The organism is Weizmannia sp. CD-2023 (assembly GCF_036225245.1).
Lineage (GTDB): Bacteria > Bacillota > Bacilli > Bacillales > Bacillaceae_C > Weizmannia > Weizmannia faecalis.
Genome location: NZ_JARTJQ010000071.1, coordinates 12,133 through 24,764, shown reverse-complemented (window position 1 = coordinate 24,764; position 12,632 = coordinate 12,133). Strand labels below are relative to the sequence as shown.

Annotated in this window: 15 protein-coding genes; 7 read left to right on the top strand and 8 right to left on the bottom strand. The window is 46.1% G+C overall.

Annotated elements, in window-relative coordinates:
• Positions 1–11: 11 nt before the first annotated feature.
• Positions 12–476, bottom strand: coding sequence for a sporulation protein (locus P9687_RS10140; protein ID WP_026684062.1), 465 nt, complete (start codon positions 474–476; stop codon positions 12–14).
• 326 nt (positions 477–802) lie between these two features.
• A complete protein-coding gene (locus tag P9687_RS10135) occupies positions 803–1,159 on the bottom strand; it encodes a DUF1360 domain-containing protein (protein WP_014095708.1) in 357 nt (118 codons plus the stop codon).
• Positions 1,160–1,307: 148 nt separating this feature from the next.
• Between P9687_RS10135 and P9687_RS10130 the strand changes: the two genes are divergently transcribed.
• Positions 1,308–1,748 (top strand): CotY/CotZ family spore coat protein, encoded by a 441-nt coding sequence (locus P9687_RS10130; protein WP_014095709.1) that lies wholly within the window; start codon positions 1,308–1,310, stop codon positions 1,746–1,748.
• Between the two features lie 48 nt (positions 1,749–1,796).
• On the opposite strand, the gene P9687_RS10125 is transcribed toward P9687_RS10130, so the two are convergent.
• A complete protein-coding gene (locus P9687_RS10125) occupies positions 1,797–2,510 on the bottom strand; it encodes a CotO family spore coat protein (protein WP_026684061.1) in 714 nt (237 codons plus the stop codon).
• Between the two features lie 268 nt (positions 2,511–2,778).
• On the opposite strand from P9687_RS10125, the gene P9687_RS10120 reads away from it, so the two are divergent.
• The gene (locus P9687_RS10120) at positions 2,779–3,477 is read left to right on the top strand and encodes a hypothetical protein (RefSeq protein ID WP_035182029.1); all 699 of its coding nucleotides are present in this window, start codon (positions 2,779–2,781) and stop codon (positions 3,475–3,477) included.
• Positions 3,478–3,607: 130 nt separating this feature from the next.
• Here P9687_RS10120 and fabI read toward each other — a convergent pair whose 3' ends face one another.
• On the bottom strand, positions 3,608–4,387 hold the full coding sequence (fabI, locus tag P9687_RS10115; protein ID WP_035182031.1) for an enoyl-ACP reductase FabI: 780 nt from the start codon (positions 4,385–4,387) through the stop codon (positions 3,608–3,610).
• A 211-nt stretch (positions 4,388–4,598) separates the two neighbouring features.
• On the opposite strand from fabI, the gene prpE reads away from it, so the two are divergent.
• Entirely contained in the window at positions 4,599–5,336 is a 738-nt protein-coding gene (gene prpE, locus P9687_RS10110; protein ID WP_035182034.1) for a bis(5'-nucleosyl)-tetraphosphatase PrpE, read from the top strand.
• Positions 5,337–6,451: 1,115 nt separating this feature from the next.
• Here the strand turns inward: prpE and P9687_RS10105 are convergent.
• Genes P9687_RS10105 through P9687_RS10090 form a run of 4 tightly spaced genes read right to left on the bottom strand, consistent with a single transcriptional unit; the run spans position 6,452 to position 9,205 of the window.
• Complete coding sequence (locus P9687_RS10105; RefSeq protein WP_168985948.1) at positions 6,452–7,324, bottom strand: RluA family pseudouridine synthase; 873 nt, start codon at positions 7,322–7,324, stop codon at positions 6,452–6,454.
• 8 nt (positions 7,325–7,332) lie between these two features.
• Entirely contained in the window at positions 7,333–8,127 is a 795-nt protein-coding gene (locus P9687_RS10100; protein ID WP_017551790.1) for an NAD kinase, read from the bottom strand.
• Positions 8,128–8,163: 36 nt separating this feature from the next.
• On the bottom strand, positions 8,164–8,799 hold the full coding sequence (locus tag P9687_RS10095; RefSeq protein ID WP_172653432.1) for a GTP pyrophosphokinase: 636 nt from the start codon (positions 8,797–8,799) through the stop codon (positions 8,164–8,166).
• A 22-nt stretch (positions 8,800–8,821) separates the two neighbouring features.
• Positions 8,822–9,205 carry a hypothetical protein gene (locus P9687_RS10090; protein ID WP_014095717.1) on the bottom strand — a complete coding sequence of 128 codons (384 nt, stop codon included), beginning with the start codon at positions 9,203–9,205 and terminating at the stop codon, positions 8,822–8,824.
• A gap of 136 nt (positions 9,206–9,341) precedes the next feature.
• Here P9687_RS10090 and P9687_RS10085 point away from each other — a divergent pair, with 136 nt between their 5' ends.
• The 4 genes from P9687_RS10085 to P9687_RS10070 all read left to right on the top strand — a co-directional run bounded on the left by P9687_RS10085 (position 9,342) and on the right by P9687_RS10070 (position 12,469).
• Complete coding sequence (locus tag P9687_RS10085) at positions 9,342–9,926, top strand: CYTH domain-containing protein (RefSeq protein ID WP_019721838.1); 585 nt, start codon at positions 9,342–9,344, stop codon at positions 9,924–9,926.
• The gene (locus P9687_RS10080; RefSeq protein WP_168985947.1) at positions 9,923–10,717 is read left to right on the top strand and encodes a lytic transglycosylase domain-containing protein; all 795 of its coding nucleotides are present in this window, start codon (positions 9,923–9,925) and stop codon (positions 10,715–10,717) included. Before P9687_RS10085 ends, P9687_RS10080 begins: the two co-directional genes overlap by 4 nt.
• A gap of 496 nt (positions 10,718–11,213) precedes the next feature.
• On the top strand, positions 11,214–11,615 hold the full coding sequence (locus tag P9687_RS10075) for a globin domain-containing protein (RefSeq protein ID WP_014095722.1): 402 nt from the start codon (positions 11,214–11,216) through the stop codon (positions 11,613–11,615).
• A complete protein-coding gene (locus P9687_RS10070) occupies positions 11,612–12,469 on the top strand; it encodes a ClpXP adapter SpxH family protein (protein ID WP_014095723.1) in 858 nt (285 codons plus the stop codon). Before P9687_RS10075 ends, P9687_RS10070 begins: the two co-directional genes overlap by 4 nt.
• Positions 12,470–12,632 lie beyond the last annotated feature (163 nt).

The following is a 12,632-nucleotide window of genomic DNA, read 5'->3' as shown; positions in this document are numbered from 1 at the left end:
CAGCCCTTTTCCTATGTTAATTCCTGTTTCAGCTTGATGATGTCTTTGAAACGTTTTTTTGCCTTGCCGGCTGAAATTTTGTGCTCGTCCATATCTTCCTTGAGGCGGACGGTTTCCAGGAAAATTTTATAGTCGCTGGAAGTAATAAATTTGCGTCCGGGGTAGCGTTTCTTTAAAAAGGCGTTGAGCTGTTTTTCGATTTTCTTCATTTTAAAACGGTGCAGATGCCTGACTTTGTAGGCAACCAATGTTTCTTTTGGCCCTTCAATGATGGCCACATCGTAAATGCTGTCAAAGCCAAGGACATCTTTTTTCAATTGTCCTGGAACGGCCTTATTCCCGGTGTTCGTGAGTCTCACCGGCGACGGTTGTGTTTTTTTCACAAGGGCCATTTTGCTGTCCTTGTGTTCCGGCCCGTTAAAACCGCAGCCGGTGAGCAAACATACTGAAGCTAAAACATACATGATTTTTTTCATACTCATCCCTCTGCGCTTTCAACTTTTACCTCTCTATTTTTCGCGCAAGCGCAGATTTTATAATTAGAAATTCTTGCCGCATCCTGGAAAAAAGGGAAAACAAAAGCGGAAGTGCAATCCTGCCTTCCGCTTTTGTTTTATCGCGTTTTTTTGCCGCCGCAGCCGCATCCGCCTTTTTTGACTTTTTTCTGATTGTTTGTATACGCCGGGACGGATGAAGGGGTGACCGGAATTTTGATGCGTGGTTTGCCCATAATCTTACCATCCTTTCCTCAGGATTCGCGCTTCCTTTTTTATCGTATGCAGCATTTTCACGGTTGTTCACTTCATTCGTCCATGATCCGCAAAAGAACGGTTTCGAGGATACTCGCCAGGCCGGCAATTGCAAGGATCATGACAATAGGCGACCCGATTTGCGGAAAAAGCATCCAACTCCCGTACAGGATGGCCGCGGACCAGACACCGGTGCACCAGTGGCAACTTAATAATTCGCCAATCCACTTTCTGATCCCTGTTCCTTTGATTTCAATATATTCCTCGATTGTTCCATCAGGCGCCATTTCGGTTATTTCTTTATGAAAAGGTTTTCGTAAAAAGGCCGTAATTTTATCATAAACCAACAAGCGCGTCAGTCTGAAACTGGCCAGTGCAAGCAGAACGAAATCAAGCCAATAGGAAACCATTTCCTGCCTCCTTCCCCGGGTACAAAATTCCCTATGCAAGTTGTTTGCCTATTTTTGCAAAAACGCGGGGACATTCGTAACAAAAAAAGCACCGAGACAATATTCTATAGTGTACTGAAACTAAACCATTGAAGGAGTTGAAAAATGAATGAGCAGTAAATCCCATGAATATTCCCGTACTTGCGTTTGTGATGTCGTACATTTCATCAACGATTTGCAGGATGCTGCGGTAGAAGACAGCAGCTGCCCGACCAACTGCTTGAATCCCGTGCTCGGTGCCAACAGGGAAAAACATTCACATGTCAACACACGTCCATTCATTCTATATACAAAAGACGGTTGTGCTTTTGAACCATTTTACAAAAATCACCACTTTGACAGCTGCGACGACTTCTGCGAAAAATCGAAATTTTTAAGAGTCGAAAATGTGGAAGGGTGCTGTGCTGTTGTACGGGTTTTAAAATGCGTCTGCGAACATCATGACGGCCATTCTAGGGTCCACTTCGAAGCAACCGATACATGCATCACGCTTGATTTAACCGATTTCATTGCCATTCAATGCCTCGAAGACACTTTTGTCAATTTGTAATGTATGAAAGTCGATAAGTTGCCGCTTATCGACTTTTTTTCCGTGGCTTTACTGAACCAGTAATTTAATGTCCGTGATCTCGTCCAGATTGATCCAGGCCGTCTCCATTGAGGAAAAAGGCATGACTGACAATTGGTCTTCCATCCGTTCAAGGATCACGGCACGATAGGCGATGCTGTTCGTTTGAATCATGACGGGGATTTCCGGTAGAAAACCTGGCTTATGAATTAAATAGTCAATTTTTTCATGGACTGTCATTTCTTTGAACCGTTTTCTCGATGGTGGTTGGACGGTTTCTTGTTCCGGCCAGGTGTCGGCTTTGTCAGCGCCGTCCGTTTCCAAATCCGTCTCCGCTTCCACCGCTCCGGCGGGTTCCGCAGTATTTTCCGCCTGTTGCTGTTCCGCGGCATTCTCCGCTCCCTCGTGTTCCAAATGAGCTGCCGTTGTTGCCATGGCCGGAACGTTTACGGCTCCCCCGCGTTCTGCAGCTTCTTCTGTTTTTTCCTGTTCTACCGCTTTATTCGGTTTGGGCTGTTCCGGTTCTGTTTTTTTCTCGCGTGCGGCTGCATTGTTTTTTTCTTCGGCATGCCCTGTATCGCCGCTGGCAGGCATTGGTTCCGCGATCGTTCCATGGCCGGCATGTTCAGTTTTTTCGCTCACCACATTTCTGTACACTTTCTGCATCTTGATCGCGAGCGGAACATTTTTCGGCTGGATAATATAAAGAAGCGGTTTTTGGCTGCTGTACTGGCTCTCCTCCATGTTTCCAAAATCCCTCCTCCTGATTTCTGGCTCGCTTTATACCTATGCACGAAAATAAGAAATGTGCCTAGAGCTTGAATCTCCCAATCATTTGCTATTTCTGCCTTATCGTATGTTTTGGGGACAAGGAACGGAACCGCGGTTTCCACAGCATATTGGCACAAATGGATAAAGCAGGGAAAAATGTGCTTTTATACGCTACCATCCGTCTATTCCAAAAATATGCGAATGAGTAGAATATAGTAACAAAACGAAGGGAGGCATTTAAATGTCTTATTACGACTCAAACGACAGCTGCTATGATGATCATCGCCACCACAAACGGCAAGACGAGGAAGAACGGGGGCTTCTGTCGGAATTCGATGTAGATCAATCGCCGTCCGTACCTGTATCCGTGACAGGCGTCTTTAACATGGCAAACGCTATTGCTGAAGTAGATGTAAAAGTGGATGATTATGATGACCGTGTTTCATTGCTCGCAACTGTCGAATGGTCGCCAGCAGACCTGCCACTCGGTGTAACACTTGCAGCCTTAATTGGGGCAATTACAGGAGCAGGACCAGGGATCGTCATTCCGTTAACCATTCCGGCAGTCTTCCGAATCTGGAGAAGAAATTCTTCCGGTACGACACTCATTTCCCAAAAACGGGATGAAAGCGGAATTTCCGGCATTGGCATTCTTACAGCCGGCGGACTCGTTACAGTGCTCTTTGAAAACGTGACAACGACGGTTCACGCCGTAGATACCGATCCGTCCAAAGGGAAAAACGAATACTTCTTAACCATTGAACTCGGTAATTTCGCTCCAGATACAACGATTCCGGGGGTTGCACCTACCCTGCTTGGAACCATTACACTGACGCCTCAAAATGTTGTCAGCTACACATTCTCTGCTGCAGAAATTGAAGATAACGACCATTATCATTATGACAACAAAAAAGGCCATAAAAAAAATTACAGAGACTGATGCCATGCCAAAAAAGCCAGGAAGGTTTCACTTCCTGGCTTTTTTCATTTGCGCTTTTGGACAAGCCGTTGCATTTTATGATAGCCGGCATTCGGAAGGACCAGTTTTCGAACCGTCCGGAATTGTCCGGTTAGCCCATAATATGATAGCCGGCATCCACATGAATGTTTTCGCCTGTAACAGCGCGCGACAGGTCACTAAAAAGAAACAACGCGGTATCGCCGACTTCGCGTGTATCCACACCACGGTGAAGCGGCGCCCTTTCTTCCATCACTTTCAAAATGCTGTTGAAGTCGCTGACACCTTTTGCCGACAAGGTGCGAATCGGGCCGGCCGAGATCGAGTTGACGCGGATATTGAGCTTTCCTAGGTCATAGGCCAAATAGCGGACGCTTGCATCGAGGGAAGCTTTCGCAACGCCCATTACATTGTAATTTTCCATGACGCGTTCGCCGCCGAGGTAGGTCAGGGTAACAATGCTGCCCCCGTTAGGCATGAGTTCCAGCTCTTTCACCGCTTTGGCAACGGCCGATAGCGAATAGGAACTGATATTATGGGCCAGTAAAAACCCTTCACGCGTCACGTTTGTGTAGTCGCCTTTTAATTCTTCTCTGCGGGCAAACGCAACACAGTGGGCAATACCGTCGATCGTGCCAGCTTCCTTTTTGATCGTTTGAAAGCATGACTGAATCTGCTCGTCGCTTTCCACGTCGCATTGAAGGATCAGATAGTCCTTTCGATTCAGCGTTTCAGCAAGTTCGTGGATGCTTTTTTCATTCCGGTCGAGCGCATAGGTAAAAATAATCCTTGCGCCTGCTGCATCAAGCGATTGGGCAATTCCCCAGGCAATACTGCGCTTATTTGCAACACCCATCACAACAAATGTTTTATTTTCCAAAGATAACTGCATCGTGTTAACTCCTTTATTTACAATTTATATACGATTTTTAGTACCTGATACCAATTCTACATGAACTTTCCGGGTTTGAAAAGCACCTGTGTTTTATTTGTTGCAGGATAATCGTACCGGGACCCCGGGGAATACCAACCTTTTTTCAACTACCCGGCATTTGTTTAGGCGCGCCGGACAACATAAAATAGAGTTGGAAGGAGCGAGTTCAATGAAAATCGATATCATTGGGGATATACATGGCTGCATGGCGGAATTCAGGAAGCTTACGGAAAAACTGGGGTATCAATGGGAAAACGGTATGCCCGTTCATCCAGGTGGCCGGCTGCTTGGTTTTGTCGGTGATCTGACAGACCGCGGGCCGGCATCTTTGGAAGTGGCCGATACTGTCTATCGATTGTGGAAAAAGAAGCTTGGCCTGTATGTCCCCGGAAACCACTGCAACAAGCTGTACCGATATTTTTTAGGGAGAAATGTCCAGCAGAAGCACGGCCTTGAAACAACGGTGGCGGAACTGGAGGCGCTCCCCGTAAAAGAACGGGAACGGCACAGCAAACAATTTATGGAACTGTATGAGAAATCCCCGCTTTATCTTGTTCTAGACGGCGGCAAGCTAGTCATCGCCCATGCCGGCATCCGGCGCAAAGATATTGGGAAGATGAATAAATCGGTGCAGACTTTTATCCTTTACGGTGATATTAACGGGGAAACCAATCCGGACGGGACACCGGTGCGCCGCGACTGGGCGAAAAATGATGAGGGGGAAGGCTGGATTGTATACGGGCATACGCCGGTGAAAGAACCGCGATTGATCGGCCACACGGTCAATATTGATACCGGCTGCGTATTCGGCGGCAAACTGACAGCACTCCGGTATCCGGAAATTGAAACCGTCTCCGTCCCCTCTTCAATGCCATATGTGGAAGAAAAGTTCAGGACGTTCGCCTGAATTGAGAAGCATTTGGCATCCCTTCCCAGAGAAAAAAATCCATAGAAGTATGTTTTAACTTGTCTACTTCATGGAATGAGTTCTATAACAATCTTTCTAAAGAACAATTATAACAGACTCAAGACACCATGAATTATATTAGGGCTTGCTGAACGGATCCGACGCTGAGTTTGTGCCCAATTTGTCTGCAACCTCAAAAATATAGAAGAAACCTTTTGATCTTCTCCATACGTTGAATCGGCTTTCGAGGGCAATCATTTCCTTGGATTTGTTGTAAAACTCTTGCATTAAAATGGTTGTTAAAGCTGTCAGTAGCCTTGCCAAATCCAGAAATTTTACTGATTCAGTAAGCCCTATATTAGAACATGTTATGATAAAAAATAAATCGAGAGAATATACAATTAACCAGAAAGAACTTGAAAGCCCTTCTTTTAATGAAGAAAAGAAAGTTATTAAAAATTTTGTAGATTTTATCAACGAATCATAAGGTGTTCAATTAAAGGAAAACGCTTTCACAAGGTGTTTACAAGATGCGCTTAACATCAGCAAATCAATGGCACAGGAAGTTGCGCGAGAAGTCGAAAAGGGGGAATTGGCTTGCTGCTGGAAAGCTTGTTGCCACCGGTTTATTTGTTAACCCAGTATCCGCATAGGTGGTGCCGAACCAGTCAGCTAAAAGGAGAATAAACAATCGTGACATTAAATAATTTACTTTTTCTAACTCAACTACTTACCCTAGTATATGCGGCAGGCTATTCTCGACATTTAAAAAGAACTAAAAGAGAAAGGAAACTTTCTCTTTTAGAGGCTTTTTTATATTATTCTTCTTTAATCATTATTCCTTTATCGGCATTTATTTTTCTATATACAAATTGGAGTAGTTAAAAAAGTAGAAAAACTAAGCTTTAATAAAATCATTTTGACGTTCCCCGTTCCACATGGCAATAATGGAATAACCATCTTCATGTTTTTTTAGAGCGTTGAGCTTTTTCAGGACATCCTGTAGCAATCATAAAGTCCCGGGGAGAAAAGAACATGCAACAGCAAAATTAAGGATAAACGCCCATGCCGTAAACTAAACGCTGGCATCAGAAGCAGGGAAATCCGAATCAACATCAAAGAAGATCCAAAAAGGGCGGTTTAGAAAGGAAATGCATTTCTTTCCCTGAAACCGGGTGCTGAAATGAAAGCTCACTGCAATGGAGCGCCTGCCGGGTGAAGCGGCTCGTGTTGCCACCGTACAGGCTGTCGCCGAGAAGCGGGTGGCCGATATAGGAAAGATGGACACGGATCTGGTGCGTCCTGCCGGTGTCAAGCCGGAGACGCACATGTGCATATGCCGGAAATTGCCGGACCACTTCATAATGGGTGCGCGCAAACTGGCCATCGTCCCGGACTTCGCGTTCTATAATGCTCGTCTCTTTTCTCCCGATCGGGGCTTCAATTGTGCCGCTTTTTTCAGTAAAAGCCCCTTCCGCGAGCGCTTCGTACGTCCGGCAAATTACATGCTTTTGCTGCATCAGGCTGCATAAATGGTGGATATAACGATTTTTTGCGATCAGGACAAGCCCGGATGTGTTTCGGTCAAGCCGGGTCACAACATGGACCGCGGATTCTATCCCGTTTTTCCGGTAATGGCCGAGCACCGCATTGGCAAGGCTTGCGGACGGGTGCTCGCGGGAAGGGATTGTATTCATAAACGCCGGCTTATCGGCAACAAGCACGCTTTCATCTTCATAGACAAGGCCGAACGGAATGTTTTCGGGCGTAAGATTGGGGCTCGGGGTTTCTTTTGGAAAAACAATGGCGGCCGCATCGCCCGGCTGCAAGCGATAGCGAACCGTTACTTCGCGGCCGTTCACAAGGATCAGCCCGCCGCGGAATTTAATATCCGCAAGCGCCCGTTTCGAGATATGGCGCGTTTTTAAAAACTCTTTCAATTCCTGATGTGCCTCATCTTCTGTAATTGTCCACGATAATGTCAACATGTTTTCACCTAATCCGAAATAAAAGAATCATGCACCCTCTTCCAGAAAGGAAACGGCCTGAAGCGGGCAAACCGGATTTTTTCTTTTGCCACGCGGTACTGGATGGACCGGACTTCCTTATGGAGCAGTGTTAAATGATCAACGGTTACCAAAAAATCTTTTTGCCGGACCGGGCGCAATACACAAGTATGGTGCCCCGGCAAAATAAGCGGCGAGCCGATTGTCCGGAACACTTTATTGTTAATGGATGCCATCTCGGTGAGCTGGATCGACTGCAGGGAAGGGTGGACAATGGCCCCGCCGAGCGCCTTGTTATAAGCCGTACTGCCGCTTGGTGTGGCAAGGCATAATCCGTCACCGCGGAAACGCTCAAAATGCCGGCCATTGATCTCCACATCGATGACAAATGTGCCGTCCACGCATTTGACTGTTGACTCATTTAACGCAAGGTAACGCGTTTCGTGGCCGCCGTGCTCATACGCAATCATCACTTCAAGAAGCGGGTAGTCCACCGTCGTGTAAGTTTTATGGGCGATGGCATCGACCAGCTCCTCAATCTCATCCGGCACCCAGTCAGCATAAAAGCCGAGATGGCCGGTATGCACCCCGACAAAAGCCGTCCGGTCAAGCCGGGAACTGTAGCGGTGAAAAGCATACAGAAGCGTGCCGTCCCCGCCGACCGAGATCACGATATCCGGTTGTGCCTCGTCGTAAACAAGCCCGAAATCCTGCAAATAAGAACGCATTTTATGCATCCATATATTGGATTCCGTATCCCCTTTAGAAGTGATGGCAAATTTCAAGCTGCTTCTCCTCCCCTTCTTTTTTTGCCGCCGGTTTCATGGCTTTTTTCGTTCCGCGCGCTCTTTGTTTTTCGAAAAATACATTTGGGCTTCCTGAATTTCTTCACGGATCTCAGACATTTCTTCATCAAGGCGGAAAGCGGCTTCGGCAGCCCGCTTCAGCCGCAAATTAATTTCTTCGGGAAACCTGCCTTTATACTTATAGTTTAAAGAATGTTCAATCGTCGCCCAAAAATTCATCGCCAGCGTCCGGATCTGGATCTCCGCAAGAATTTTCTTTTCCCCGCGGATCGTTTGTACCGGATATTCAATAATGACATGATAAGACCGGTAGCCGCTCGGTTTTTTATTCGAAATATAGTCTTTTTCTTCAACAATCCGGAAATCGTTCCGGCGTCTGAGAAGCCCGACGACCAGTTTGATATCATCGACAAACTGGCACATCATCCTGAGCCCGGCGATATCTTGCATTTCCGCCTCCAGCCGGTCAAGCGGGATGCCTTTTATGTTCGCTTTTTCTATAATGCTTGCTACCGGCTTTACCCGCCCTGTCACAAACTCAATCGGGCAATGGGTATGCTCTTTTTCAAATTGGGTGCGCATCCCCTTTAACTTTACTTTTAATTCATCAACAGCCTGTTTATACGGGGTTAAAAATTCCTCCCAATCCACTGCCTGATCACCTCTTCGGATCTCATTCCAATGCAAAAACGGCCTCTACCTTATCCAGCATCTTTTTTCCGTAATTGCTGTTGCCTCGGATATTATCGAGCAAAAATTGAAGTTCCTCATCAAGCCCGGTAAGCTCCAATTTCCCATCTTTTGAAACAGCAACCACTTTTTTATGTTCAAATGCCGCCGTCCGAATCTCTTTCCAAACCGGAACAGGCAAATATAAATATGTATAATCTTCATCGCCGTCGTCTTCAGCCAGATAGATAAAGGCACAGGCATCCGAATCGACGATCATTTGCCCTCCCGGCTTCAGGTGCTGCATGGAAACGTCCGGGCGCTCAGCATGCAGTTGAAGGATCCCGTCTTTCCATTCAGGCTTTCCCAGTTCAATGATATTGCGCAATCTGCTTCCCTCCCTCTCCTTCCCGCCGGAAAACAAAGTTTCAATTCCATTTTATTTTACCATATCTCCACAGAGAATAGACACTTTAAGGAAGGGATTCGCTTTAGTATAATGAAGATGGAAGTGAGGGCTTATCATGAGCAAAGAAATTGAAATTGAATGTAAAAATATGGTCACCTGCCGCGATTTCTGCCGGCTTGCCCGGGCTTTTGGCATCGCGGAACATGATTTTAAACAGCAGGAAAACTTTTATTTTGATACACCTGATTTTGCTTTAAAACATAAAAGATCGGCCTTGCGTGTCCGGAAAAAAGCAGGGTACTTCCAGCTCACCCTAAAAACGCCGGAGGAAACCGGACTGCTGGAAACAAGCCAAATGATTGGCGAAAAGGTTTTTCAAAAGCTTAAAAATGGGAGCGGTTTTCCGGAAGGCGAAGTCATGGAAAAATTAATGGAACTAGAAGTGGCGCCAAGTAAATTGGTGTATTTTGGAAAACTTACAACGAAGCGGGCTGAAATCGCATATGAAGGCGGGCTGCTCGTATTTGACCATAATTTTTATTTAAACGAGGAAGATTTTGAGATAGAATATGAAGTAAGTGAACTGGAAACAGGCACAAAGCAGTTTTTAAAATTGCTGGAATCGTACGGCATCCCGCACCATCCGGCAAAAAACAAGGTTCTCCGCTTTTATGAGGCAAAAAGGAGCAATGAGAAATGAGTACAATCAGCCAACTCGCGTCTTTAATGGAACTGGAGGCGCTGCGGTCGCTTTCTCCCGGCAGCAATGCTGCTCAAACGGGCAACAGCACCTCCCTTTTTCAAGAGATGCTGTCAAGCTTTTTAGAAGAAGCAAAGGAAAATGAAACGGCTGCTGGCGCAAGCGGTAAAGACGAATCCGGGGTGTTATCATCCCTGGCAGCAACTTTAAATCCGGCGTTCAATTCATTGTCTTCTTTAACAGGGGAAAATCCGGTGCTTACCACGTTGCCTGCCTTTACGGGATTAAGCACTTTGTCCGGTAAAGCGACAGCAGCTACTGCGCAGGCAGGAACAAGCGCGGCTTTTTCCGCTTCTGCACAAAATTCAGCTTCAGAAAGCACGCAGACAACAGCCGCTTCCGTCAGTGGCGGAATCCCGGCGAAAATCAGCCAGGCGATCCAGCAAGCATCCGCAAAATACGGTGTCCCGGAAAAGCTCATTCAAGCTGTCATCAAACAGGAATCCGGTTATCGTCCGGATGCAGTCAGTCCGGCTGGCGCAGCAGGCTTGATGCAGCTGATGCCGGAAACAGCGGCCTCGCTCGGTGTAAGCAATGTACTTGACCCGGAACAAAACGTGGACGCCGGCACAAAGTATTTAAAATCTTTGCTGGGAAAATACGATAACAATGCCCGGCTTGCATTGGCCGCCTATAATGCAGGCCCCGGCAATGTCGACCGGTACGGCGGTATTCCGCCATTCAAAGAAACACAGCAATACGTCTCATCGATTATGAATCATTTGGCATAACGATTGAAACCCGCCGCCCTGTGCGGCATTTTTTTTACGGGGAAATTTCTGAAGCTGATGAGGGGCATTGCCCGGTCAAGGCTCCACTTTTTTGTCTTTGTCTTTCATTTGCCGTATGAAGGACATTTTAATATTTTGGGGCATATGTTTTGTCTTTCATCATCCCGATGAAGGACATTTTAATGGTTGGCGGCGCATGTTTTGTCCTTCATCAACCCGGTGAAGGACATTACCACGTATACAGCCTTATGATTTGTCTTTCATCAAGCCGATCGCGCAGGTTTTCCAAATGAATATTATAACTAACGCCTGTTTCAGCAAGTCTTAGGAAGTTATGAAAGTTTGCCAAATAAAGCGGATTGTTTGAGTTATTGCGGCCCCCTTGATAAAATAAAGAACAAATGGCAGATATGTCGACAAAAATTTTAATGAGCAAACCTTTCCGTCGATTTCAAATATACGCAAGATAAAAACGAGATAAAGGAGCAGTTATTCTATGGTGGAAAAGAAAACTGTGCCATATGAGATCATTGGGGGAGAAAAACTTGGCCGGCTTGTTGATGCGTTTTACAAGCGGGTCGCCAAACATCCGGATTTAATCCCGATTTTTCCTGATGATTTAACGGAAGTTGCCAGGAAGCAGAAGCAGTTTTTAACGCAGTTTTTGGGCGGTCCCCCGCTGTACACGGAAGAGCACGGGCATCCGATGCTCAGGGCGCGGCACCTGCCACATGAAGTTACGCCTAAACGCGCCAAAGCATGGCTGTCCTGCATGAGTGCCGCAATGGACGAAACAGGGATTGACGGCGAATTCCGCGACTTCTTTTTTCAAAGGCTTGTCCTGACCGCACAGCATATGGTCAATACTCCGGATGATGTGCCAGGTGACGCAAATTGAAAAACATGATTGATTTAATGAAACATTCCAGCTGTTTTTCAAAGAAGCCGCTGGAAATCTACGTTTTTATCGATCCGCTTTGCCCGGAATGCTGGGCGCTGGAACCGGTTTTAAAAAAGCTGCGTCTCGAGTATGGCGTCTATTTCCGCCTCCGCCATGTGCTGATCGGAAAATTATCCAATCTGAACGACATTCCGAAAAAACGGGAAGCGATTGCGGATTACTGGGAAAAAACGGCGAGCCGCACCGGCATGTCCTGCGACGGCAGTTTATGGATTGAAAACCCGATTACGTCGCCTTATATCGTGTCGATTGCGATAAAAGCGGCCGAACTGCAGGGAAAGAAACAGGGATTGCGGTTTTTGCGGAAAGTACAGGAGCTCGTCTTTCTTGAAAAACGAAATATATCGGATATCCAAATTTTAGTGGATTGTGCAAAAGGCGCTTCCATCGATGTCGACGAATTTTTGCATGACATCCATTCCGAAAGCGCAGCGAAGGCTTTTCAGTGCGATTTGAAAATTACGTCGGAAATGGAAGTAACCGAAAGCCCGTCGCTTGTTTTCTTTAATGAACATATTGAAGATGAAGGATTAAAAATTTCCGGACTCTATTCTTATGATATTTATGTACAAGTTCTTCAGGAGATGCTGGGCAAAGAGCCTTCACCATTGCCGCTCCCCCCATTGGAGGAATTTCTGAAGTATTTCGGGTTTGTGGCATCAAAGGAAATTGCGGTGGTATACGATCTGCCGGTCCATGAAGCCGAAAAAGAATTGAAAAAGCTCGTTCTTCAGCAAAAGGTTCGGAAAATCGAAGGAAAGCACGGCTCATTCTGGAAATATATCAACTGACCCTTGTCTCTGGCAGGGGATTTTTATATTTTAAAATAAGGCTTGCTGAACGAATCCGATTTTGAGTTTGATTTACGAAAATGCGTGCGTTTGTCTTCTCCATGTGTTGAATCAGCTTTCGCGTCCTGGATTTTCCATAAAATGCTTGCATTTATTTTTTCCA